This is a genomic window from Cytobacillus luteolus, assembly GCF_017873715.1.
In the GTDB taxonomy this organism is placed as follows: domain Bacteria; phylum Bacillota; class Bacilli; order Bacillales; family Bacillaceae_L; genus Bacillus_BV; species Bacillus_BV luteola.
Genome location: NZ_JAGGKM010000008.1, coordinates 87316 through 111435, shown reverse-complemented (window position 1 = coordinate 111435; position 24120 = coordinate 87316). Strand labels below are relative to the sequence as shown.

Annotated in this window: 29 protein-coding genes and 1 tRNA gene; 16 read left to right on the top strand and 14 right to left on the bottom strand. The window is 34.8% G+C overall.

All coding sequences use genetic code 11. From position 1 onward, the window contains the following. Positions 1-336: 336 nt before the first annotated feature. Positions 337-933 (bottom strand): hypothetical protein, encoded by a 597-nt coding sequence (locus J2Z26_RS19790; RefSeq protein ID WP_193534967.1) that lies wholly within the window; start codon positions 931-933, stop codon positions 337-339. 175 nt (positions 934-1108) lie between these two features. Here J2Z26_RS19790 and J2Z26_RS19785 point away from each other — a divergent pair, with 175 nt between their 5' ends. After that, complete coding sequence (locus tag J2Z26_RS19785; protein WP_193470196.1) at positions 1109-1297, top strand: hypothetical protein; 189 nt, start codon at positions 1109-1111, stop codon at positions 1295-1297. Positions 1298-1400: 103 nt separating this feature from the next. On the opposite strand, the gene J2Z26_RS19780 is transcribed toward J2Z26_RS19785, so the two are convergent. The 4 genes from J2Z26_RS19780 to J2Z26_RS19765 all read right to left on the bottom strand — a co-directional run bounded on the left by J2Z26_RS19780 (position 1401) and on the right by J2Z26_RS19765 (position 3776). Further along, complete coding sequence (locus tag J2Z26_RS19780) at positions 1401-1940, bottom strand: RNA polymerase sigma factor (protein ID WP_193534966.1); 540 nt, start codon at positions 1938-1940, stop codon at positions 1401-1403. A 196-nt stretch (positions 1941-2136) separates the two neighbouring features. After that, positions 2137-2301 carry a hypothetical protein gene (locus J2Z26_RS19775; RefSeq protein WP_193534965.1) on the bottom strand — a complete coding sequence of 55 codons (165 nt, stop codon included), beginning with the start codon at positions 2299-2301 and terminating at the stop codon, positions 2137-2139. A 162-nt stretch (positions 2302-2463) separates the two neighbouring features. Continuing rightward, positions 2464-2796 (bottom strand): DUF2680 domain-containing protein, encoded by a 333-nt coding sequence (locus tag J2Z26_RS19770; protein ID WP_193534964.1) that lies wholly within the window; start codon positions 2794-2796, stop codon positions 2464-2466. Between the two features lie 71 nt (positions 2797-2867). Further along, positions 2868-3776 (bottom strand): DMT family transporter, encoded by a 909-nt coding sequence (locus J2Z26_RS19765; protein ID WP_193534963.1) that lies wholly within the window; start codon positions 3774-3776, stop codon positions 2868-2870. A 175-nt stretch (positions 3777-3951) separates the two neighbouring features. On the opposite strand from J2Z26_RS19765, the gene J2Z26_RS19760 reads away from it, so the two are divergent. Further along, entirely contained in the window at positions 3952-5610 is a 1659-nt protein-coding gene (locus J2Z26_RS19760) for an AMP-binding protein (RefSeq protein ID WP_193534962.1), read from the top strand. A 110-nt stretch (positions 5611-5720) separates the two neighbouring features. On the opposite strand, the gene J2Z26_RS19755 is transcribed toward J2Z26_RS19760, so the two are convergent. Next, positions 5721-6584: an MBL fold metallo-hydrolase gene (locus J2Z26_RS19755; protein ID WP_193534961.1), complete on the bottom strand. Its 864-nt coding sequence runs from the start codon at positions 6582-6584 to the stop codon at positions 5721-5723. A 247-nt stretch (positions 6585-6831) separates the two neighbouring features. On the opposite strand from J2Z26_RS19755, the gene J2Z26_RS19750 reads away from it, so the two are divergent. The 8 genes from J2Z26_RS19750 (at position 6832) to J2Z26_RS19715 (ending at position 12449) form a co-directional block, all read left to right on the top strand. Continuing rightward, complete coding sequence (locus J2Z26_RS19750; RefSeq protein WP_193534960.1) at positions 6832-7191, top strand: DUF2188 domain-containing protein; 360 nt, start codon at positions 6832-6834, stop codon at positions 7189-7191. Between the two features lie 42 nt (positions 7192-7233). Next, entirely contained in the window at positions 7234-7458 is a 225-nt protein-coding gene (locus J2Z26_RS19745; RefSeq protein WP_193534959.1) for a YtxH domain-containing protein, read from the top strand. A 51-nt stretch (positions 7459-7509) separates the two neighbouring features. Then, positions 7510-8274 carry a PRC-barrel domain-containing protein gene (locus tag J2Z26_RS19740; protein WP_193534958.1) on the top strand — a complete coding sequence of 255 codons (765 nt, stop codon included), beginning with the start codon at positions 7510-7512 and terminating at the stop codon, positions 8272-8274. Between the two features lie 112 nt (positions 8275-8386). Next, positions 8387-8459, top strand: a tRNA-Ala gene (locus J2Z26_RS19735). Between the two features lie 107 nt (positions 8460-8566). Further along, entirely contained in the window at positions 8567-9490 is a 924-nt protein-coding gene (locus J2Z26_RS19730) for a DMT family transporter (protein ID WP_193534957.1), read from the top strand. Between the two features lie 113 nt (positions 9491-9603). After that, positions 9604-9765, top strand: coding sequence for a DUF1540 domain-containing protein (locus tag J2Z26_RS19725; RefSeq protein ID WP_193470210.1), 162 nt, complete (start codon positions 9604-9606; stop codon positions 9763-9765). Between the two features lie 804 nt (positions 9766-10569). After that, complete coding sequence (locus J2Z26_RS19720) at positions 10570-11103, top strand: YceI family protein (protein ID WP_193534956.1); 534 nt, start codon at positions 10570-10572, stop codon at positions 11101-11103. Between the two features lie 641 nt (positions 11104-11744). Further along, positions 11745-12449: a Crp/Fnr family transcriptional regulator gene (locus J2Z26_RS19715; RefSeq protein ID WP_193534955.1), complete on the top strand. Its 705-nt coding sequence runs from the start codon at positions 11745-11747 to the stop codon at positions 12447-12449. A gap of 103 nt (positions 12450-12552) precedes the next feature. Here the strand turns inward: J2Z26_RS19715 and J2Z26_RS19710 are convergent, their stop codons facing one another. Beyond that, a complete protein-coding gene (locus J2Z26_RS19710; RefSeq protein WP_193534954.1) occupies positions 12553-12750 on the bottom strand; it encodes a cold-shock protein in 198 nt (65 codons plus the stop codon). Positions 12751-13213: 463 nt separating this feature from the next. On the opposite strand from J2Z26_RS19710, the gene J2Z26_RS19705 reads away from it, so the two are divergent. Further along, a complete protein-coding gene (locus tag J2Z26_RS19705; RefSeq protein ID WP_193534953.1) occupies positions 13214-13462 on the top strand; it encodes an atypical membrane-integrating protein (Mistic protein) in 249 nt (82 codons plus the stop codon). A gap of 67 nt (positions 13463-13529) precedes the next feature. After that, a complete protein-coding gene (locus tag J2Z26_RS19700; protein ID WP_193534952.1) occupies positions 13530-14525 on the top strand; it encodes a potassium channel family protein in 996 nt (331 codons plus the stop codon). A 22-nt stretch (positions 14526-14547) separates the two neighbouring features. Here J2Z26_RS19700 and J2Z26_RS19695 read toward each other — a convergent pair whose 3' ends face one another. The 3 genes from J2Z26_RS19695 to J2Z26_RS19685 all read right to left on the bottom strand — a co-directional run bounded on the left by J2Z26_RS19695 (position 14548) and on the right by J2Z26_RS19685 (position 17958). Then, positions 14548-14961, bottom strand: a complete 414-nt coding sequence (locus J2Z26_RS19695; protein ID WP_193534951.1) for a YugN-like family protein — start codon at positions 14959-14961, stop codon at positions 14548-14550. Between the two features lie 108 nt (positions 14962-15069). Next, positions 15070-16419, bottom strand: coding sequence for a glucose-6-phosphate isomerase (locus tag J2Z26_RS19690; RefSeq protein WP_193534950.1), 1350 nt, complete (start codon positions 16417-16419; stop codon positions 15070-15072). A 375-nt stretch (positions 16420-16794) separates the two neighbouring features. Next, on the bottom strand, positions 16795-17958 hold the full coding sequence (locus J2Z26_RS19685) for an iron-containing alcohol dehydrogenase (protein ID WP_193534949.1): 1164 nt from the start codon (positions 17956-17958) through the stop codon (positions 16795-16797). A gap of 154 nt (positions 17959-18112) precedes the next feature. Here J2Z26_RS19685 and J2Z26_RS19680 point away from each other — a divergent pair, with 154 nt between their 5' ends. Beyond that, positions 18113-18343 carry a DUF378 domain-containing protein gene (locus tag J2Z26_RS19680; protein ID WP_193470223.1) on the top strand — a complete coding sequence of 77 codons (231 nt, stop codon included), beginning with the start codon at positions 18113-18115 and terminating at the stop codon, positions 18341-18343. 47 nt (positions 18344-18390) lie between these two features. Here J2Z26_RS19680 and yugI read toward each other — a convergent pair whose 3' ends face one another. The 3 genes from yugI to J2Z26_RS19665 form a co-directional block, all read right to left on the bottom strand. Then, the gene (yugI, locus tag J2Z26_RS19675; RefSeq protein WP_193534948.1) at positions 18391-18801 is read right to left on the bottom strand and encodes a S1 domain-containing post-transcriptional regulator GSP13; all 411 of its coding nucleotides are present in this window, start codon (positions 18799-18801) and stop codon (positions 18391-18393) included. Between the two features lie 189 nt (positions 18802-18990). Beyond that, on the bottom strand, positions 18991-20220 hold the full coding sequence (locus J2Z26_RS19670; protein WP_193534947.1) for a hypothetical protein: 1230 nt from the start codon (positions 20218-20220) through the stop codon (positions 18991-18993). After that, complete coding sequence (locus J2Z26_RS19665) at positions 20213-20770, bottom strand: RNA polymerase sigma factor (protein WP_193534946.1); 558 nt, start codon at positions 20768-20770, stop codon at positions 20213-20215. The genes J2Z26_RS19670 and J2Z26_RS19665 overlap by 8 nt, the downstream gene beginning before the upstream one ends. Before the next feature lie 174 nt (positions 20771-20944). On the opposite strand from J2Z26_RS19665, the gene J2Z26_RS19660 reads away from it, so the two are divergent. Beyond that, a complete protein-coding gene (locus J2Z26_RS19660) occupies positions 20945-21319 on the top strand; it encodes a helix-turn-helix domain-containing protein (protein ID WP_193534945.1) in 375 nt (124 codons plus the stop codon). Positions 21320-21508: 189 nt separating this feature from the next. Then, positions 21509-22333, top strand: coding sequence for an alpha/beta fold hydrolase (locus tag J2Z26_RS19655; protein ID WP_193534944.1), 825 nt, complete (start codon positions 21509-21511; stop codon positions 22331-22333). Positions 22334-22410: 77 nt separating this feature from the next. Here the strand turns inward: J2Z26_RS19655 and J2Z26_RS19650 are convergent, their stop codons facing one another. Further along, complete coding sequence (locus J2Z26_RS19650) at positions 22411-22674, bottom strand: DUF1871 family protein (protein WP_193534943.1); 264 nt, start codon at positions 22672-22674, stop codon at positions 22411-22413. Between the two features lie 136 nt (positions 22675-22810). Here J2Z26_RS19650 and J2Z26_RS19645 point away from each other — a divergent pair, with 136 nt between their 5' ends. Continuing rightward, on the top strand, positions 22811-23971 hold the full coding sequence (locus J2Z26_RS19645; protein ID WP_193534975.1) for a MalY/PatB family protein: 1161 nt from the start codon (positions 22811-22813) through the stop codon (positions 23969-23971). The last annotated feature ends 149 nt before the right edge of the window (positions 23972-24120 follow it).

Below are 24120 nucleotides of genomic sequence, written 5' to 3'. Positions count from 1 at the left end.
CAAACTCTCCAATAGAGTTGATTAGCTCATGCTAAAACAATTTTTAAAACAAACATTGACGCTTGTGTTGTGTTCAGTTTTCAAAGAACTTTTTTGTTCAATCGCTCTGAAGCGACTTTATCAATATAACATTTCCAATCTTTCATGTCAACAACTTTTCAAGAAATGTTTTTTGCTTGTGCGACCAATTTGTTTTCCTCTTTGGCGACGAAATCTAATATATCACGGATAAAAAATGATTTCAACCCCTTAAATAAAAAAAATGAAAAAGAGATTTACTTAAGCCCATTAAGAGTAACTCTCTGTTTCATTATTATATGAAGAATAATAATTCTTCTATAAAGCATCATAATAGGATCCAAGTTCATACAACTCGTTAAACTCTTCTTTTAAACCAAGTTCTTTATATATAGAAAGTAGAACATTAATTGATATAACTCTTTGTACACTTCTTCCCTTCGAATATAGTTCTTTCTGTAAAAGTGGAAGGATTTCAATATCAGACTTACAAAAGACAATACAGTCTTTCGTTGATTGTATATTAGACACTCTTAGGTGATCATGCATTTTAATTAGCCAGTGGTAAGCAGAGTGTACTGATGTAATATCTTGAGCATGGTCAATAGAAGTAAGGAGTAGTTTCTCAGCAAGTCCATATTTATTTCCTTCAATAGCCCAAGCAGCACATCCTATTAAAAAGGAACTCGTATCTCTTCTTGTTTTTAATTGACTTTCTGGAGCATCGACTTCAGACAATGGAAAAGTAATTCCAAATGAATGCTTACAACTTCTTCTTATAAATGATCTTTCATCTTCAGTTAGTGAAGACCAAAAACTATCTAGGTCAAGCTGTTTTATTAAACCACCATACTTTTTAGAGACCTCTTCACTACCTACGGAAGTTTTTGTTTTAAAAAGTTTTCTTATTTTCACACTTATCACCTCTTATGTTGTACAAACATTCTATGTCCTACAAGAAGTGTTCATGCTATTTTATAAATTTATAAACTTGTTATTCACTCTATAGATTTTTTTAATAGATTCCCTCATATTTGCTAGATTCAATTCATATAGTTGATTAAGAGATTAGATAGAAAGGGAGATTGAGATGGAATTTATAAAGGCATTTGCTATGTTTTTATCGCTTGCAATGTGTATATTTTTATTTGTCTATTCATATATGGAAGGCATACGAATTTGTAATGAGGAAGGAAAGGTTCGTGCAACTACCTTTCTATTCAGTCTAGTATCCGCTTGTATATTTGGTTTTACAACCCATTCCTTATATTTCTCATAGAAAAAATTATTAAGAAAGACCAATTCTTAATTTTAAATTGGTCTTTCAACATATATCTAGCTTCTCTTAGAAGTTCCTCGCTTATCTGTTTTTCAGTTAGAAATCAAGCTGGATGTTTTATCGATTTATTTAAGAGGAGTTCTCTTAAGTTTTCTCTAGCCCTAAAGATTCTGGTCTTTACAGTGGCTTTTTTGAGATTTAATATATCTGCAATTTCATCATCTTTTAACCCTTTGTTTACCTTTAACAATATTACCTCGCGTTGTTCAGGCTTTAAGTGATTTATTTTTTCCCGAATTTCGTCCACAAAGAATAAAATATCCAGCTCACTATCTATAGAGGGTACGTAGTCCCTAGATATAACTTCTAATATAGTATCCTCAAACGGTATATTCTGACTTCTACTTTCTTTTCTAACTAAATCAATTGCTTTTCTCTTTGTAACCGTCGATAACCATGAACCAATCTTGCTTACATCTTTAATTGTGTTCATTTTTTGGTATGCCTTAAGAAATGCTTCTTGAATTATATCTTCCGATAGATATAAGTCTTTTGTAATATAGTAAGCTATTTTAAACAACTTCTCATAGAAAAGCTCATATAAATGATTGTAATCTATATCATTCACACATAGCCTAGTCACATTTTCCCCTCCAACAAGCCCTATTTGTAATACCATAGTTATAATAGGATTCGAGAGGCTTACTGGAAATATGTGGGTTGTCCTTTTTTAAAACGCAAGCTGAACTTGTCCTACATGTTGTAAACGGGGGTCTAAACTTTCATTCTAAAAATAAATCCCCCACATAATTGGTATGGAATTTCATCCGAAGAGTGAACTAGTGGTCTTTATTGTTTTTACTTGCTGCCCAAAAGGCAAGAAAAACTAGAGGAATGAAAATAAACCAAGGAATATGAATCGTACTTTGTGTTATAAACGCAAAGAACAATAGGACGATCACCCCAAAAATACAGTACAAGCATCCTCTCCCAAATGTCTCCAACTAATCACCCCCTTACTTATCAATATGCAGAAGGTAAGTTGTTTCATGTTTTTGCTTAGTAAAAAGATAGAAAAGAGTTACATTACCCCTCACCCAATTCCGATATTACCTTAAAGGTAACCATCAAAAAAGTGCTACAAACATGTTGTAGCACTAATTGACTTATTCACTCTTATCACAATTATATTTTTTTCCATGGTGTGGCCAGTGTGGAACATACCCATGCTCTTTAAGTTTTTCTTGAAATTTATCTAATCGAGCTAATTTTTCTTCAGCCTTATTTTGTGTAATAACATCGTACTCGGCATACTTGTTAATAAGCTGTTTTTTTGTTTCAAACATTTCGTTATATAGATTTTCTAACTCCTCTTGCTGGTCAGCAGTAAGCTTAATATCTGTTTTGTGCTCTGGCTTTTGGGCATGAATGATTTCAGTCGGTTGGTTAAATAAGTTAAAAACACACAATAAAGAGAGACATATCGCTAATCTTTTCAATTTGATCACTCCATTTTTATATTCTCGGAGTGTAGTATTTTCTATTAATTCCTAACTTATTCAAAAAATTTTTAACTAGCGTTCAATGATTTAGCTTCCTTAACTCTCGGTTTCTTCTTTTCACTAACTGCGTACAAAGAAATTCCTAGAATGATAATGACTCCCCCTACTACCTGTGTCCATACAACATTCTCTCCAAGGATATAATAGGCTAACACTCCTGCTCCAATTGGTTCAAAAAGAATACTCATAGATATAACGGAAGTACTCAGCCACTTAAGGGACCAATTAAATAGTGAATGGCCTAATAATGTTGGTACAACGGCTAATAAAAGAAAATAGATCCAATCACCATTATCTAAAGGAATAATAGGATATTGTAAAAGCACTACATAGAGAAAAAGGGTTAAAGTACTTATTCCATAAACAATGAATGTATACGTAATTAATGAGAGTCTTTTTCTGACAGTTTGACCGAATAACAAGTAGGCTGTAACCATAGCACAAGAAACTAAAGCTAATAGATCCCCGAACAAGGCCATTCCACTTATTTTAAAGTCTCCCCAGCTAATAATAAAGCTGCCTATTATGGCAATTCCTCCACTTAATAAAGCTTTATAACCGGCCTTCTCTTTAAAAAATAGATAGGTTCCTATAAATGCGAAAATTGGTTGTAAGGTTACCAAAACCGTTGAACTCGCAACAGAAGTATAGTTTAGTGATTCAAACCATAAGATAAAGTGAAAGGCCAAAAAGACACCTGCAACCGCCGACATTAGCCAATCTCTTTTAGATATTATTTTAATTTCATGCCTATACTTTAGTAGGAATAGAGGTGACATTAGTAAAACTGAAAAAAACAAACGATAAAATGCGATGACAGGGGCTGGGGCATTAGCCAATTTCACAAAAATAGCAGAAGTTGAGACCGCCACTACCCCAATAAGTAAAGCAATATATGGTGCACTAATTTTATTCATAACTTCACCTTTTATATAGAAATTAAATATACTATACTCGATAATCTCTAGAAATGACTAGAAATTTTTAAAAACATATCTTCAGATTCTATTAATCTAAAAATTTTAAATATTCACTGAATAATAGTATACTAGAAACGTTAGTACCCATTACAAAACAATCGAGGAGGAACATATGGATATTTTAAAGGATGTTACAATCGGACAACTACTAAAGGATGCAGTAAATAAATATGGCAAAAAAGAAGCCATCGTCTATTCAAATGAAAATATCCGCTATACATATGCTGAATTTTACGAAGAAACTTCAAAGATTGCAAAGGGCCTTATGAAACTTGGAATACAAAAAGGGGAACATATTGCTATATGGGCAACTAATGTTCCTGAGTGGCTACTTCTTCAATATGCATCTGCAAGAATCGGTGCTGTTTTAGTGACTATAAATACAAGTTATCAATCAAGCGAACTAGAATATTTACTTAAACAATCAGATACAACCACACTTTTTAGTATTAGTGGGTTTAAAGGTACTTCCTACATAGACATTATTAACACCATTTGTCACCATAAACTTATTGACTCCATGCCAGGTAAACTACACCTAGATCATCTACCCTACTTAAAGAATGTAATCTACATTGGAGAAAATCCGTCCCCGGATGGAATGATGAATTGGAAGGACTTAGTTACACTAGGGGACGATGTAAGTGATACAGTCTTACTTCATCGCGAACAATCACTAGATCCTACTGATGTTATTAACATGCAATATACCTCTGGAACTACTGGGTTCCCTAAAGGTGTTATGTTAACACACCATAATATCGTAAATAATGGTCATTTAGTTGCAAGGTCCATGAAACTAAGTGCAGAGGATAGATTGTGTATCCCCGTTCCATTTTTTCATTGTTTTGGGTGTGTGTTAGGCTCACTTGCATGCGTATCTGTAGGAGCCACTATGGTTCCAATTATAGAATTTAACCCTGAACTTGTGTTAGAGACGATTGAAAAAGAAAGATGCACTGGGTTACATGGTGTACCAACTATGTTCATAGCTGAGTTAAATCATGAGAAGTTTTCTAACTACAATTTATCCACGCTAAGAACAGGGATCATGGCCGGTTCCAATTGTCCAATTGAAGTTATGAAAAAGTTAATTAACGAAATGGGTATGACTGATATAACAATTGCATATGGACAGACTGAATCATCACCAGTTATCACACAAACAACAACGACTGATTCTCTCGAACGGAGAGTGAATTCAGTTGGTAAAGCACATCCACATGTCGAAGTGAAAATTGTTGACCCTGTTACAGGATCAGAGGTACCACGTGGACACCAAGGTGAGCTTTGCACGCGAGGATATCTAGTAATGAAAGGCTACTACAAAATGCCAGATGCTACATATGAAGCGATTGATACAAAAGGATGGCTACACACTGGAGATTTAGCAACAATGGATGAGGATGGTTATGTAAGAATTACAGGCCGTTTAAAAGATATGATTATAAGAGGTGGCGAGAATGTCTATCCTAGGGAGATTGAAGAATTCCTTTATCAGCATGATAGTGTTCTTGATGTTCAAGTCGTCGGGGTACCTGATGAAAAGTACGGTGAAAAAGTTGCTGCATGTATTAAGGTCAAAGAAGGACATTCGATTACTTCCGAGGATATACGAAGCTTCTGTACAGGTAAACTAGCCTATTACAAAATACCTGAATACTTTATATTTGTTGATGACTACCCAATGACGGCTTCTGGTAAAATTCAGAAGTTTAAGCTTCGTGAACAAGCAAGTGAATGGATTTCACAAACAGCTAAAACAGTATAACCATGTATCGCACCTCTCTTGGTGCGATTTTTTTTACGATAAAATAATTTCCTTACTGTTTCCTAATTAACAAACGAACGGGAAGCTGCTACTTTGCTTCCCTTTTCTTATTAATGGAGTTCCCGCTTAGTATCCACATACTTTCCATAATCAGGAACAGCAATATTGTCAAAATCCTTCACTAGCATAGAAAGACTTGTTGTTAGTTTCTCTCCTGAAATTGGTATGCCGTGACCTGTTACGGCTACATCAGGTTTTAACTGTTCTAATGTTTTCACAGAAGTAAGAGAAGATTCCCAATCGGTTGTTAAATACCTTGGGGGACCACTTATTTCAAACTCCTGTGTGAACACCTTGTATAGAGATTCTTGCTTAACTGTTACAAATGCATCTCCTGCAATTAATACTCGGTCTTCTTCCCTAAAAAATGATACATGGCCTGGAGTATGTCCTGGTGTATGTATCCAGCGCCACTCAGGCATTTCAGGAATAGTCCCATCAGATGGTAAAGGTTTTACATGATTGCCTAAATCGATTGGCTCATTCGGATACATGGGCGACAATTTTGCTAACATGCCACCTTCAACGGTTGGATCTGGCTCAGGATAGCTTTGCTTTACAGTCAGAAATGGGATTTCTAATTCATGAGCATAGACTGGCACTTCCCAATGATTGATTAGTTCAATAATCGCACCAACATGGTCAAAATGACCGTGAGTTAATAAGATTGCTCTAGGACGACTATGTGGGCCAAAGCGTTCTTCAGTTAGAGCTATTATTTCGTCAGCTGAACCAGGCATTCCGGCATCAACTAGTACAAAATCCTGCGTTTCGGTATTTCCAACTAAGCAAAGATTAACTACTTGAATGGTTTGACAAAATACATCTCGTGCAACCACTTTACCTAAACCGCTTGCAACTGAAGTGGCAGGTATAAACTTATAGTCACTACCATAACTCATTTCTTTATTCATGCTAAAGACCTCGTTTCTTAACATCTTAAACTAGGTCTAGTGTGTCACATGTCTCTTAGGATTATGTTGTGAAATTATATCATTTTTTTACCAAGTCTATTTTTATGATGTTACTATTTGTTTTTTCTTTTCCCTGAACTAATACCAGCTAGTTTCTTTATTTATGTTTTATTACAAATCAAGAGGGTAAATAGATAGTACACACATAGATAGCTTAGTCATTAAATCTAAAAGAGAGGATGAGTATATGTCTTGGAACATAAAGGACTATCCTGATTCTATGAAAAATTTAGATGAAGTGGTTCGAGAAGAAGCAATCGGCATTGCCAATGGACTACTAGATGAAGGGTTTGAAGCAGGAAGAGCCATTCCAATTGCGGTAGCAAGAGCAAAGAAAACCTATGGAGATGATAACCCAATCCGCCATGTTGTACCACATTCTGACGGCTGGGCGATTAAAAAGGAAAAAACTCAAAGAGCGAGTGGTATTTTTAATACAAAAAAAGAAGCGCTTAAGAAGGCACAACAAATGGCGAGTGAAGAACATACAAGACTAATCATTCACAGGCAGGACGGAAAAATTGAAAAACATCAAACTTTTGAATGAAAAGGAAAGGAAACGAGTAATAAGGATAAAGGAGTGTTAAATATGAGTGGAAATAATACAAACAAAAAAAGTGTCGTAGTAGGATCATTATTAGGTGTAATCATTGGTGCAACAACAGCACTATTTGTTTCACCAAAGTCAGGTAAAAGGAATCGTAAAGACTTTAAAAATCAAATGAGTACAATACAAGATCAAGTATATAAAATCGCAGATCGTACAAAGGAAAAGGTCAGCGATGTATCACAGTCGATAACAAAAAATGCCTGAACATTAACAGCTAATTTGAACTATAACTAAATAAATAAAGGAGGAAATTTCTTGCTACACGAAGGCAATCAGTTGAAAAAGTTTGATATACATGCAACAGATGGATCAATTGGAACCGTTCACGACTTGTTTTTCGATGATGAGAAATGGACAACCCGTTATTTAGTTGTTGATACAATGAAATGGTTACCTGGACGAAAGGTTCTTGTATCACCGATGTCAATTCAAAATGTTAACGTTCCAGAGAATAAAGTAGAATTAGCATTAACAAAAGAGAAGATAAAAAATAGTCCTGATATCGATACCGATAAACCAGTATCAAAACAAAAGGAAATAGAGGTTGGAAGCTATTACGGTTACCCTCCATATCGAAGCATTGCTGGAACAGAAGTTGGAGGACAATACTTAGTTCCTGGACAGTTGGCAGTTAGTTTAGAAAACAAGAAAGTAAACTTTAATCATGATGATATTGAAAAAGCAGATGAACCAAATCTGCGAAGTATGAAGGAAGTGACTGGCTATCACATCCATGCTGTAGACGGAAATATTGGGCATGTGGAAGATTTCATCATTTGTCCTATAACATGGGCGCTCCGATATATGGTTGTGGACACGAAAAATTGGTGGCCAGGTAAAAAAGTCCTCGTTTCACCAGATTGGATAAAAGACGTAAGATGGGCAGATCGTAAGGTCCATGTAGACTTATCAGTTGATACAATTAAAAGTGGACCGGAATATGAAAAGAGCAAATTTATTAATAGAGAGTTTGAAGAAGAACTATACGATAAATATAACAAAAGAAAATATTGGTATTAAATAAGCACGTGGCAGGGAACTATAATGTTTCCTGCTTTTTTGTGCCTAATCACTAAAAAATAGATTGTTTTTTATAATATTAAAATGATATTATGTTTCTAGTTAGTATATTGGGGCATTAGCTCAGCTGGGAGAGCGCTACGCTGGCAGCGTAGAGGTCAGCGGTTCGATCCCGCTATGCTCCATCAAAAAGAACCCTTATCATAAGGGTTCTTTTTTCTTTTTTAAACACATCTTCCATAAAGACAAGCATATGATTGTAGAGAACCTTTGTCTGAAAGGAAGTCTATATATGAGTCAACTTAAATCAAAGCTTGGTGCTTCACTGTATGCAACAATGTCGATTAGCTTTTGGGGAGTTTCTTTTGTTTCCACAAAGGCAGTATTAGGCAAGCTTGACCCCTTTACTTTACTAGTTCTTCGATTTGGGATCGGAGCTATTTTTTTATTCATACTCTTACTTATAAAACGGCATCGACTATACATCCCTTTTAAATATGTTCCACATTTAGTGATTTTAGGTATCCTTGGGGTTTTTGTACATCAAGTCATTCAAGCTACTGCCTTATTAACGATTGATGCTTCATCTGCAGGTTGGCTCATTTCCTTCTCTCCCATTTTTACCGTACTACTCTCGATGCTCTTTTTACATGAAAAAATGAGTATCCCTAAAGCCAGTGGTATGATTTTGGCTATTACTGGAGTTATTCTTATAACAACAGCAAGAAGTGGACAATCCCTTCATTTTGCGATAAATGTGGGTTTCCTACTGATGATATTGAGTACGTTAAACTGGGCCATCTATTCTATTCTTCTGAAGAAATTAGCAATCCCTTACCCTGCCCTTGTTGTAACTTTCTATATGAGTCTGATCGGCTTTATTCTAACAACACCGTTTATTATTAGAAATAAGGGATGGTCTTCACTCAACTTATTATCTACTTCAGAATGGGCTCATTTATTATTTTTAGGTGTTTTTGTTTCAGGAATTGCCTATTGGTATTGGGGAAAGGCACTTGAAGTATTAGAAGCTTCAAAAGTATCGATGTTCTTATACCTTGAACCTATTACTACCCTGATTGCAGCAGTAGCTATTTTACAAGAAGAAATTTTTATTAAAAGTGTGGTTGGGGGCATTATTATAATTGCAGGAGTAATCATTGTTAATGGTCAACTTATGCCTTTACTACTTCGTCCTTTTATAAAGAGGTCGTAACCTTGTCTGGTAGCGTAAGTCCCCTACATATTGCATAGTAATAATTAAAACCCCTTCATCAAGTATAGGATAAACCGATTTTGTTTATCCTAAATTTGAAGGAGGTGTTCTTAATGGCACAAGATGTATTATGCGAAGTAAGCAGCTGTGTTCACAACATTACTAATGAGAATAAATGCGGTGCTTCTCAGATTTATGTGGTGAACCATAAGGAAAAGAATGCTTCATCAAGTGGAGAAACAGATTGCAAAACGTTTGAACCTGCAGACCTATAAGTTTTTGAAGAAGATTCAGCCGTAGCCGCGGCTGTCTCTTTTTTTATATTATTGATAATAATTATCAATATTATTCAATAAAAGTAAAAATATTTCCTTTCTACTAGAAAAGTAAAAACGAGCCCTATTATAATATATAACGGGTTTTCTTTTGGAGTGCAAAACTTTACTTCATTGAATTTGAAATACTTACTAATAAGATCCTTAGTCCTTAATTAAGTATAGTAAAATAAGCGGAGATTTTCCGGTTAAATACAGAATGGATCTCCTTTGAGGCTAAATAAGGGGAGGTTTTCCGGTTATGCCAAGGAAAATCCCATATTTTTATGTTTATTTAGGTCAATAGGCGGAATCTCTCCGTCTATTTAAGCAATTTTCAATGGCATTTTCTATTTAAACGGAATTTTTCCGTCTATTTATTAAATCAGGTGCTTATCTGATCTCCCAACTTATAATAGAGGTCCCTTTTCTACTCTACCAAACTTATTCATTTCACCTATTTCTATATGTATTATCTTAACATAAATTGCTCTTTATAAAGAACACTTAACTAAAAAATATATGGAAAAACTCTGTAACTATTTTTCCAAATAGAACAATTCTCTTACTCTTATCATTGTAGTTCTATATAAAGAACGTGTCAATACATTATCCTAGATTTCCATCATCCCTTTTATCAATATTAATAAAATCTTTAATCTTTATTGTTGACAATGGTAACCTGAAAATCATATAATAATCTCGAAATCAAATATCTTTAATTTAAGATAAATTAATTAAAACTAAAAGGTGGAGGAATTAAACATGACAAAAACAAAATGGGCAGTTGACCCAACTCACAGTAGCGTAGAATTTTCAATTAAACATATGATGTTCACAAATGTAAGAGGTGCATTCAATTCTTTTGATGCTACAATTGTGGCTGATCCTACTGATTTAACTTCAGCTGATATCACTTTCAGTGTTGACCTTGCAAGTATCGATACTCGTAACGCTGACCGTGATAATCACCTGCGTTCAGCTGACTTTTTTGATGTTGAAAATAAACCTTCAATGACTTTCACATCAACAAACATTTCAAGAAAAAGTGACAATGAGTATGACGTAACTGGAGACCTTTCACTTAATGGTGTTACAAAGTCTCAAAACTTTCTAGTAACATTTGAAGGTTCTGGTAAGGATCCTTGGGGCAATGAAAAAGCTGGATTTAGTGTAGAAGGTACAATAAACCGTAGTGATTTTGGCTTAACTTGGAACGCAGCATTAGAAACTGGTGGAGTGCTAGTTGGAGATAAAGTAAAAGTATCATTACAAATTCAAGCAGCTAAAGCAGAATAATAGCTATGTAAGCAAGATATATAGACTAAGAAGCAAAGAGCCTTCCTTTTAGAGAGACTCTTTGCTTCTTTTTTTGATACTTATAAACACTTGTATAATTAGTGCTATACTCTGCGTTAGAATCCATGAGAAAGTGATCCATGTGATGATAACTAAGTCCTTCATTCCTTCGTTATGGTCTATCAGGTAATAGATATATCCTATCCAGATGATGAGCCAACCTATTATACTTATTATGTGAAAATATCGCCATCTAAGAAAATAACTAATTATTATGGGTAGGTGCAGTCCAACTATAATGAGTAATAACTTTAAAAAGTCCAAAGACTGTAATCCTTCCACTACATATAAACCATAAGTTGCAGTTATAAATATACTACTAAGTATACTGAGCGTGACAATTCCCCATTTATTCCTATAAGTTTGTTGTACCAAATATATCTCCTCCAATTAAATCCTTAACTATTAGTCGTTCTGCTACGATTAAAAGTTACTCTGGAATACAAAAAGTGAACATTTCGTGAAAAAAATCCTATTAGTGTGATTTCCATCACAGTCATTCTTTCTGTCACTTGTTATTATAAAAACACTATAACAGCAGTGTTAACGAATTGTTCACATTATAGAGGAGGGATTAGCAAATGACATCTGCATATACACTTTCGCCATCTACAGTAACTTTGCAAACGATTTTTGATTTAGCGGATACGGTCAGAAAAATTGAGCGTGGCAGCTGTATTTTTCATGAAGGGCAAAAATCTACTGAAATTTTTTATATTAAGTCTGGAATTGTTCGTTTAAGTAAACAAAGCATTGATGGGCAACAACTTAATTTACGCATGTGTAAAACAGGTGATTTAATTGGTGAGCTTACTTTATTTACAAACAATCCACATTACTTTTTAACTGCAGAAGCTGTTACTCCTGTAGAAGTATACGTTCTAAATCGTGAAACAATTGAGGAAGCTGTTAGTTCGAATTCAGCCTTAGCTAAGGAATTTATCATATGGTTTAACACACATTTTCAAAAAACTCACACAAAGTTTAGAGACCTTATGCTTTTTGGCAAAAAGGGTGCACTCTATTCTACACTAATTAGAATGTCAAACACTTATGGAATCCCACAATCTAATGGTTCGATTGTAATTGATTTACAATTAACAAACCAGGATTTAGCAAACTTTTGCGGAAGTACAAGGGAATCTGTCAACCGTTTTCTTTCTAGTTTAAAATCAGATGGAGTTATTTCTATCTCTGGTAGCAGTATAACGATTCATAATATCAACTACTTAAGAAGAGAAATCCAATGTGAAGGCTGTTCGAAGGAAATTTGTTGTATAGATTAGGGCGACCTTTGTTTACCAAGAGCAATATTTTCTTTTCCATATCAGATCAGTATCATTTATATACAAAAAAGGACTCCTCTATGGAGTCCTTTACTATTTCATATTACTTTGAAACGTTAGCTGCTTGTGGTCCACGAGCACCTTGTTCTACTTCAAAAGTAACTGTTTGACCTTCTTCTAAAGATTTGAAGCCATCACCTTGAATAGCTGAGAAGTGTACGAATACATCATCTTGTCCTTCTACTTCAATGAATCCGAAACCTTTTTCTGAATTAAACCATTTAACTTTACCTTGTAACATGTGTGTTTCCTCCTGTTGTGGAAAATTTCCACTTTTGTATTACTATTCCTGCTCAAGTTTAACCCTATCAAGATGAAAACAACTAACGAAGCAAATCCTTCTGTTAAGTCTTATCCGAACAAAAATAATTAATCCAATCATAGCACGCTTTACAATTCAATACAAGATGTATTTACTATATGAAAATAATAACCAGCTGACTTTACTTTCATAAATTCACACAATCTCTGCTACTTTTTCTATTTATATGTTTATTCCTTATTTACTTACAAATACTAAGACAACTGTTACCTTCTTTATTCTTAGGGGGACTTATGAATAAAACAACGATTGGCTGGCTAATTACAGTTCTAGTAATTCTATTTTTCCTAGCCTCCTTTTTTTATCTAAGTTTTGACATTTTTATTAATTTCACAAAAGGCTTTTGGGACTGATAATAGATTGGAATGGTGAGGTTTAAGTTATGAAGTTAAATGAAAAAGAAAAACAGAAGTTGAGTGAATCCATAGACAGAATGAATGAAGCACTAGATGTATTTATTGAATACTATAATGAATCTGAGGAAGATAAACCTTTGATTGAATTTGAACCAGAAGTGATTGATGCTATTGAGAAAGCCAAATCTGCTTATGGTGAGGAAGAAACAACAAAAAAAATTAACACGATTATTAAAGAAGTCCTGTCATTTATTCCAAAGAATGAGGCGGAATAGCTTTTATCCCCATCCCCCTTTGGCAATACTTACTACATACACATCTGAAGGGGAGATTTACTTTTAAATGCGAACAAACAAACTACTGATTACATTTCTTCGATGGCCAATCATTTCGCGTGTACTTTTAATTATCTTTCTAATTATCATTTTCTTTGGGTCAATCATTCACTTAATCGAACCTGAAAACTTCCCAACTGTATTCGATGGAATTTGGTGGGCACTGGTAACCACCTCAACAGTAGGATTCGGAGATTATGTGCCCTCTTCGATAGCTGGTAGAAGTTTAGGGATGGTCCTAATCTTATTTGGGACGGGTTTCGTTACAACTTATTTTGTAACATTAGCAGCTACCGCTGTCACAAACCAGAATTCATTTCTTGACGGGAAAATGAAGTACTACGGAGACAAGCATATTATTATAGTTGGTTGGAATGAACGTGTACGCATCATTATTGAACAGCTAATAAAATTAGATAGCTCTGTAAAAATTTTGTTGATTGACGAAACACTTAAAGAAAACCCTAATCCAAAATATGATATCCATTTTATAAAGGGAAACCCAACGGTTGATGAGACTCTCCTTAAGGCGGATATAAATCATGCTGAAATGGTCATACTCACGGCAGATCAAAGCAAGGATGAACAACAAGCAGATATGTTAACCATACTTACCCTTATAGCTATAAAAGGCTTAAATCCAGACGCCTATTGTATTGTTGAAATATTAGCTGGACATCAGGTAAATAACGCCAAAAGAGCTGGTGCAAATGAAATTATAGAAACCAATCATATTTCCGGGTTATTGATGGTTAATGATGTAGTATCTCATGGAATGTCAGATATCTTAGTAACGATGCTTGACCAATTAAAAGGTAGTAAGCTTAAATATATCGAACTATCCAAAAACGATGTGGGAATGACTTTTCAATATACGAGCTCAGCGTTATTAAAAGAACGCATTATCCTTTTGGGTGTCAAAAGAGGCGAAAACTCATACATCAACCCACCATTGTCCTATACGTTGGAAGAAAATGATGAGCTTTTAGTTATTAAAGACTAAGGGATCCAGTTTAAGGATCCCTTTAATCATCTGCTAATATGGTCTCCAACTCTTTAACCAGGGATTTCCCTAAATCAATATACTTTTCAGGAAATGATGCATCTGGGTCTTGTGGCTCCTGAAATTGATCCACAGCTGCTGAAAAAAAATCCATATCTGATTCTACATGATCATCCAATCCTATTTGGTATTTATGAGAAAGTAGAAATGGTCTTCCTAGTTGTACCGTTGTCCCCTGTGAGTCAAGCTGCCCATCTACCGCTTCAAAAGGCACCCTTAAAAACTGATACCCTACCTCATCATCTATTTTATAGTCGAAGTAACCGTGGTCATATTCCCATCCGTCTCCAATTGTATAACCTAATGGCTTAAGTTCCTTTTCTAGTTTATATAATTGATATGTTTTCCCTTCGAGTGTTGAAGGAACTGGAATCATATGAACAACCCCTTTTTAAGAATTCTACCCTTTAGGTTATCCAACTAACGAAATATTACTAAAAGAAAAAAGAGTTATTTCACGAGGAAATAGCTCTTTTAAAAAAATTTATTTTAACCTTTTTTCTAGTTCTGCTTTCTTCTTTTCAAATCCTGGTTTTCCTAATAATGCAAACATGTTTACTTTGTATTCTTCTACACCAGGTTGGTCAAAAGGATTTACACCTAATAAATATCCGCTCATTGCACAAGCCTTTTCAAAGAAGTAGACAAGGTAACCAAAAGTATATGCGTCTAATTCTGGAATGTTCACAATTAAGTTTGGAACTCCACCATCTGTATGAGCAAGCATTGTTCCTTCAAATGCTCTCTTATTAACAAAGTCAACCGTTTCTCCAGCTAAATAATTTAGCCCATCAAGGTCATTCTCTTCTTTCTCTATAGTCATTTCATGTCGTGATTTCTCTACATTTAATACCGTTTCAAATAAATCACGACGTCCTTCCTGAATATACTGACCTAGAGAATGTAAGTCTGTAGAGAAGTTTGCTGAAGAAGGATAAATTCCCTTTTGGTCTTTCCCTTCACTTTCTCCGAATAACTGTTTCCACCATTCTGAAAAGTATTGTAGGCCAGGCTCATAGTTGACTAAAATTTCGATGGTTTTACCTTTATTATAAAGTGCGTTTCTAACAGCAGCGTATTGATATGCCGGATTATCTTTTAACTCTGATGCTGAAAAATCTTCACTTGCCTGGGCCGCACCTTTCATCATTGCTTCGATATCTGCTCCACTTACAGCAATCGGTAACAGACCTACCGCGGTTAAAACAGAATATCTTCCTCCTACATCATCTGGAATAATAAACGATTCATATCCTTCTTCAGTAGCGAGTGTTTTAAGTGCACCACGCTCTTTATCAGTTGTTGCATAAATTCGTTTACGTGACTCTTCTTTACCGTATTTTTCTTCTAATAGTTTACGGAAAATACGGAAAGCCAGTGCAGGTTCTGTTGTTGTTCCAGATTTTGAAATAACATTAATCGAAAAATCCTTACCTTCTAAAAGATCAGTTAAATCTTTCATATAAGTTGAGCTGATATTATTACCTACAAATATAACCTGTGGCGATTGGCGTTGTTCTTTGGAAAGGGAGCTTGCAAATGAATGACTCAGTACCTCAATAGCTGCTCTTGCCCCTAGATAAGAGCCTCCAATTCCTACTACTAGAAGAATGTCAGAATCTGATTTAATTTGTTCAGCACACTTCTGAATTCTAGAGAATTCTTCTTTATCGTATTCTGTAGGAAGTTCAACCCATCCTAAAAAGTCATTACCTGCACCTGTTTTTTCATGAATTGAATGATGAGCAACTTTTACAGCATCTTGCAAGTATGTAAGTTCATGTTCACTAATAAAGGATAGTGCCTTTGAATAATCAAAACGAACATGTGTCATAGTTTTTGTCCTCCATGTTTTTGATTTTTAATTCACTTATTACACTTTATCGAATCACGAAAGTTAAATCAAGAAACACTCTTCTATGTAAGCGTGTCCAATTTAGAACAAACTTTGACAATATTTTTAATCAATAAGATTATTGGATTCAACCTATACCTCGACCGTTCCTTTCCGCTGCAGGCACTTGCTTTCCGCGGGGAGGGATGCGAGCCTCCCGGCTTGGCCTGCGGGGTCTCGCACTTCCCTCTTCGTCCCGCAGGAGTCAAGTGCTTTCCGCTCCAATACACTATTCAATAAATATATTCTTTAAAGACCTTTACAAAACAACAAAAAAATAATCAGAGTAAAAACCCTGATTATTTAATCATCATTCTATAGAGATGCTTTCAAGATAGCTAGGGCATCTTCTTTGCCTAATTTGTTGAAGTTACCAAATTCTCCGAAGGCAATTGTTTTTTCGGCGATGAGTTCTAGTTTATCGTCACCAATTTCGTAGTCAGCAAGTTTTGATGGTGCACCGATGCTGTTCCAGAATTCACGAAGTTTTTCAATACCTTCTAATGCGATTTCTCTGTCTGATTTACCCTCTGGATTAACATCAAACACTCGCTCTGCTAGTTGTTTGAATCGGCCCACATTGATATCTAGGTTGTATTTCATCCAGTTTGGAAATAGAATAGCTAATCCTCCGGCATGTGGGATATCATAGACAGCGGAAACAGCATGTTCTATATTATGAGTTGCCCAGTCACCACGATACCCCATATTCAACATTCCATTTAGCGCCATTGTCCCGTTCAGCATAATGGTTTCGCGATACTCATAATTCTCAAGATCCACTAAAAGCTTTGGAGCTGTTTCCATTACGGTTCTTAGTACAGCTTCACACATACGATCCTGTAATGGTGTATTTTCAACATGATGAAAATAGTGTTCGAATACATGAGACATCATGTCTACAATGCCGTAAATGGTTTGGTCAAGTGGAACTGAGAATGTATTTACTGGATCTAATATTGAAAACCTTGGAAAAGTAGCTGCACTTCCCCATCCGTATTTCTCTTGTGTTTCCCAGTTTGTGATAACAGAACCAGCATTCATTTCTGATCCAGTTGCTGATAGTGTTAAAATGGTTCCAAATGGGAGAGCATCGCTGGCAATATTTTTTCGAGAAATAAAGTCCCAAACATCACCGTCATACTTCGCTCCAGCAGCAATTGCCTTTGTACAATCAATCACGCTGCCTCCACCGACAGCAAGAATAAATTCAATATTTTCTTGTTTACAGATGTCAATTCCTTTACGTGCTGTTGTTAGACGAGGATTAGGTTCTACCCCTGCCAATTCAAAAACTTGAGCACCAATTTCTTTTAATAAACCTTTAACTTGATCGTAGAGGCCATTTCGTTTAATGCTTCCTCCACCATAAACCATTAGTACTTTCTTGCCGTACTTTGGTACCTCATTTTTTAATTCTTCAACTTGTCCCTTACCGAAAATTAATTTTGTAGGGTTATGATATGTAAAATTTTGCATACTGTATCGCCTCCTTATTGTTGATTATGAACGAATTGATTTATGAAAGTAAAGAAATAACTCTCTTATTATTTTCACAGATTACTGTGCGATGCATAAATCGCTCTACTTTTTAACAAAATATAAAGGAATAACTCAATAAGGAGGAAAAAACATGAGTACATTACAACGTATCGCATTGCTTTTAACCATTGTTGGTGCAATAAACTGGGGTCTAATTGGGTTCTTTAATTTTAATCTAGTAGCAGCTATTTTCGGAGAAGCAACAGCTCTTTCCCGTATAGTTTATGGACTTGTGGGTATTGCAGGACTAATTAACCTTGGTTTATTATTTAAACCAGATTTAGTTCGTGAAAGAGCAACTGAACCAAACCCAACTCGCTAAAAATCAAATAAAAGGCTATGACGTAATGTCATAGCCTTTTTTAATGCTTATTTTTTAATTAAATCTTCACGATTAGATTGTTCAATCCAATCTTCTAACTTTTCTTTTAACGTATTAAATCCTTGTGGAGCTTCTGTTAATGATGGGTCAATCTTTACTGAAGCTTGACGTTTCTTTGGTTTTGCTTGTTTTGTAACAACTGGCTTTTCTGGTGCTTCTTCAGTTGCACGGATTGAAAGGCCAATCTTACCAGCCTTCTCATCGATAGAAAGAACTTTCACATTTACTTCGTCTCCAACTTTTAAATGCTCATTTATATCCTTCACGAAACCATGAGTTACTTCAGAGATATGAATTAAACCTTGTGTTGATTCGTCTAATGCAACAAACGCTCCGTACGGTTGAATTCCTGTTACTTTTCCTTTAACTACGCTACCTACTTGATAATTTTCAGACATGCGAAACACTCCCAAAATCTTATTTTATATACGACAATTATACGCAATTTAAAATTATATCACAGTTAAAGGATATAATCAAAAATTGTTTAAATAGGGCCTTTAATAAGGTTAGGATTTCCGATTTTCTTTTAAAGTATGAAAACCTTTTTATCGCAGTCTCAACTCAGGTACTCGTAGCGATTCTCCCTACGGTTCAATGGTAATCAATTCTGGGATTTCTGGATTATCTACACGTTTAAAATTATTTTCTTCAAGCCTTTGATAAAAATCATTTATGACTTGAGCTGTTTCGGTTCCCTTATTAATTTCCATAAATCGTTCGTAGCTACTTTTTACCTCTTCAATCAAAACATCACGATCATAAATTGGGGTGTTGTCTAAAAGGCTTGTTGTATAAAAAGTGAAATACCTCTTATACAGTTCATACAGAATCTTATTGTCCGGAAAGTTTGGGTTAGAAAGAATAAATCTTTCTAATTTTACAATTCTGTCGGAAAGTTCATTCCAAGTGATGATCAATGCCGCATCCATGACAATTCTTTCTTGAATCATTGTAAAATAATCTGTGATTTGTTGACTTACATTCAATTGACTCAGTCTAGAATAATCTTTCGTAATTTCAATCATACCCTCGCCAACATGTTCGAAAATAAATCCATTGCTAACCACTGTTTTTGCAAAGGTATTAATCTCTTCAGATTTAAAATCGTGTTTACTATTTAGTCTCTCTAAGATGGCCGATAGACCGATATCACTCATTTCACGATAAATCGCATTTGAATCCTGATTCCACTTAGGCTCATAAATTGTTTTTAAAATCTCCTCTTGTTTTATAATGAGACCTAGTATTTCATCGTCTGGTATTTCATTTTTCCTTTGACTTAAAGCATCGATATGTTGTTTTGGTGTGAGTAATTTATAGCCAATATAATACTTTGTACTCTCAAAATAATCGTTTAAATCTTGCTTGTTCGTAAACACCTTAAACGAAGGGTCCCCAAAACGATCAACAACATATTTACTGTCTTTTACAAAAGAGTACCTTTCAACATTTTCCGTTTCTAAATTATTCTTTAGGTAGGTTAAAAGTTCTTCGTAATAAGAACTTAATTCCTTGGACTTCTCTTCTATTTCATCCTGTGTAGGTACTTGTAGTAATTCACTTTGTGGATCTTTGTTACTTCCTTGTTGAATGTCATTTTCGTTATTTAAAAGTTGCATAGCCAACAAACTTCCAATCAGAAGAACTCCTATAAAACTTGCAGCAAAAGGAAGATGGAATAAATACTTCTTTTTCGATTTTCGCTCGGTCATTTTTATCTTTGTAACAATGTCCTTAGGTTGTGAAACTGTTGGCAATTCCTCGTAAGAAGATTTTAGGTTCTGAAGTCTTTTTTCTAAAAATTTATCATCCATGTACTTCACCTTCTTTTTTTTCCATTTCTTCGATTGCTTTTTTAAGCATCGTTTTGCCCCTTAAAATTCTAGTTTTTACGGTAGATAGTGTAACTGACATAATATCGGCTATCTCATCGTATTTCTTATCATGAAAATAAAACAACACAATTGGAATTCTATATTTCTCATCTAATTTTTGAATACAAAGATGTAGTCTTCGGTCTTCTTCATTTTGTAAAATATGAGACTCAACCTCAGGGTAATCATCATGACGTTCTTTTTGTATTTTAAAGATCTTCTTTAGATTTTGATTGCGTTTTCTAGCCATATCCCTCGTTACATTTAATGTAATTTTGTACAGCCATGTTGAAAATTTAGCTTTTGAGAATTGATCTAGAAATCTATATACTCGAATAAACACCTCTTGGGTTATATCCTGTATTTCTTCCTGCCGATTTCCTAACTGATAAGCAAACCGTTCCACAGTTGGATAATATGCCTCGACTAGTTCACTAAAGGCATTCATATTTCCTTGTTTGGCCCGCTGGATTAACTCTTCCTCTTGCATGATGGCTAACCTCCTTATTTCACCTATGTAACGTACATTAATGAACAATTGTTTCACATCTACTAATAATTTTTACTAATTATCACAAAATGTTCTAGTTTTGATAATTTTATTACATGTTGGAAATGGTATGATAGTAGTAAGAAATCGTTATTATTTCTGTGGGGTGAGATGATGGGTAGTATAGGTGAGAACATTAAAGTTTATCGTGAACAACGTAATATGACTAAGCAGGAACTCGCTTTAAAAGTACGTGTAGGAACAGGGACTATAGAGAAATATGAGAACGGAGAACAGACACCTGATGTTCAAACAATCTTAAAGATCTCAACCGTACTTGATATTCCAGCTTCAGAACTTATGGAACAAGAAAATACAGAATCAACATTTGGGATAGATTCAGAGATTGAGTCACTCATTAAAGAAATTGGAATAAAAAGATCAAAGCTTATTTTACGAAAAGCTAAGGAATTTTCTGAAGAAGATTTTCTTCGCGTTATGCAAATGTTATATGAAATTAAGTATAACGATGAAAATAATTTAGGTTAAGTAGTTTTAAGTGTTTATAAAGTGAAATACCTGGGTATCATATAAATTATAAGGCTTTCTAGTATTCCCCCCCTTTTGTTTGTGGACATTACCATTGGTAATGTCCATTTTTATTTTGCACCTAAAAAGGTGTGTTTTTTGGGTAAAGTTGGGTAAAATAGTTTCATATTTTAATTTGGAGTGAAATCAATGACGTTAGTATCTCCCCAGTTTAAAGTAAATGTTCAAGGGATAGACATTTATTATGAGTTATATCCCCATAAAGATCGCAATAAACCTGTACTTGTCCTTATTCACGGCTTCCTCTCTTCAACCTTTAGCTATAGACGACTTATTCCTTTATTAAAAGAAGAGTATACTGTACTAGCCTTAGACTTGCCACCATTCGGTCGTAGTGGTAAATCTACAAAAATGACCTATTCTTATCAGAATCTAGCTCATGTTGTGATTAAGTTACTTAATCACCTTAACTATTTTCGAGTAAGTTTAGTCGGCCATTCTATGGGAGGACAAATTTCTTTAAATATTGCAAAGCAATGCCCAGATTTAATTGATAAAATTGTTTTACTTAGTAGTTCTGGTTATATGAAGAGACTACCCTCACCTTTAATTTATTCAAGTTATTTTCCTTTTTTTCACCTATATGTAAAACGTCATCTTGCAAAACAGGGAATAGATCGTAATCTTTACAATGTTGTTCACGATCACTCGATTATCGATGAAGATATGAGAAAAGGATATCTAGAGCCATTTTCCGATGATAATATCTTCAGGGCATTAACAAGAATGATTAGGCATCGTGAAGGTGATTTAACTCCTGAGGAACTGAGAAAAATTGAGACATCTAGTTTATTGATATGGGGACAAGAGGACAAGGTGGTTCCTATATCTATTGGAGAACGTCTGCACAAAGACCTCCCGAATTCCTCTTTTATTTCGTTGACTAAAACTGGTCATCTTGTTCCAGAAGAGAAACCCTTACTAGTTCATGAGAGAATAGCTCAATTTATCTAACGTAAGAGGAGATTACATCGTAACTATCTGATGTAATCTCCTTTTACGTTTATTATTTCGGTTAGTGTTTCCTTAACCTACAATTCACAAGTCGAATCATTTTTAATTAATAGTAGTTTTTCAGCCATCTTTCTACAATCCGCTAAAGGAATCAGCTGTTCAAACGAGAATTCATAAATTAACTGAATTTTAGTTGCAAGTTTCTCCGGATCATCTATCTGGTATACAGCCTGAAGAACATCTACTGCTTCTGTTTCATATGACCCTAGTCCATGACCTAGAGGGTCCCAATTTTCAAGCAGGTACATGATCTGTAAATTCACATCTCTCTGCATAGTCATAATTATCACCTTTTTACACATAATTTTATCTTTAATGTAATAACTTCTGTCAAGTTACACATAGGTTTCATAAATACAGTATGGTCTATTTTATCACACCTTTACATGTAATACATATTAGGAGGTTGAATGTATGTTGAACTTTGATAATGAAATTAGCCGTAAGGGAACAAACTCTGTGAAATGGGATATAAATGAAAGAGTATTTGGAACAAAAGATGTTCTTCCTATGTGGGTTGCTGATATGGACTTTCAAGCACCAGAGATAGTTGTAAAGGAACTTGCACAAAAGGTCAACCATGGTATCTTTGGCTACTCAATACCTATGGTAGAGACGAGTGAGGCTATCACGGGATGGTTGAAACGAAGGCATCAATGGGTAGTTAATTCTAGTTCAATAACATACAGTCCTGGAGTCGTCTTCGCAATTAGTATGGTCATTCAAGAGTATACAAGTCCAGGAGATAAAATCCTCATTCAATCACCCATTTATACCCCTTTCTTTGAAATGATAGAGAAGAATAATCGGACCGTGTTGAACAGTCCTCTAATATTAAAAAATAACCGCTATTATATAGACTTTGACGATTTAGAAAAAAATTTAGATCCTTCTGTTAAACTATTTCTTCTATGTAATCCTCATAATCCGGGGGGGAGAGTTTGGACAAGAGAAGAACTTATAAGATTAGGTCAAATTTGTCTAAAGCACAATATTCTTATTGTATCTGATGAAATTCATTCAGATCTAATTATCGGGGATCAACCACATATTCCTTTTGCTTCTATTTCTGAAGAGTTCGCTAATCAATCCATCACGTTAATTGCACCTAGTAAAACCTTTAATTTAGCTGGTTTACAGGCTTCAGCCACTATTATTCCAAATAGATCCTTACGAACAAGGTTTGATAAAAGGCAACAACAACAAGGATTTTTTACTTTAGGCACATTTGGCATTATAGGAATGGAGGCTGCTTATTTACATGGAGACGAGTGGTTGGATAATTTAATTGAGTATTTGCGGAAAAATGTTTCTTATCTTATGAACTTCATAGAATCTAATCTTCCTAAAGTTAAGGTGATAAGACCTGATGCTAGTTATCTTGTTTGGTTGGATTGCAGGGAGCTAGGGTTAACAGACTCTGAGCTTAAGGATGTCCTTATCAAGAAGGGTAAATTAGGATTAGAGCCTGGTACTAAATATGGACCGGGTGGTGAAGGATTCGTTCGGATTAATATTGGATGTCCTATAAGTACGCTTAAAGAAGGACTTAATAGGCTGAAGGTTGCTTTGTCATAGAGTTTTGGAAAGAACCTTATATTCTTTCAAAAAGAGGGAAATGCATGTTTACTGTGTTGATTATTTACTCCTTAGATTCGGACAGGTTGAGGGGTTGGCTTGTTCAACCTGTCTGAATAACCTCTGGATTCGGACGGGTTGAGGGGTTG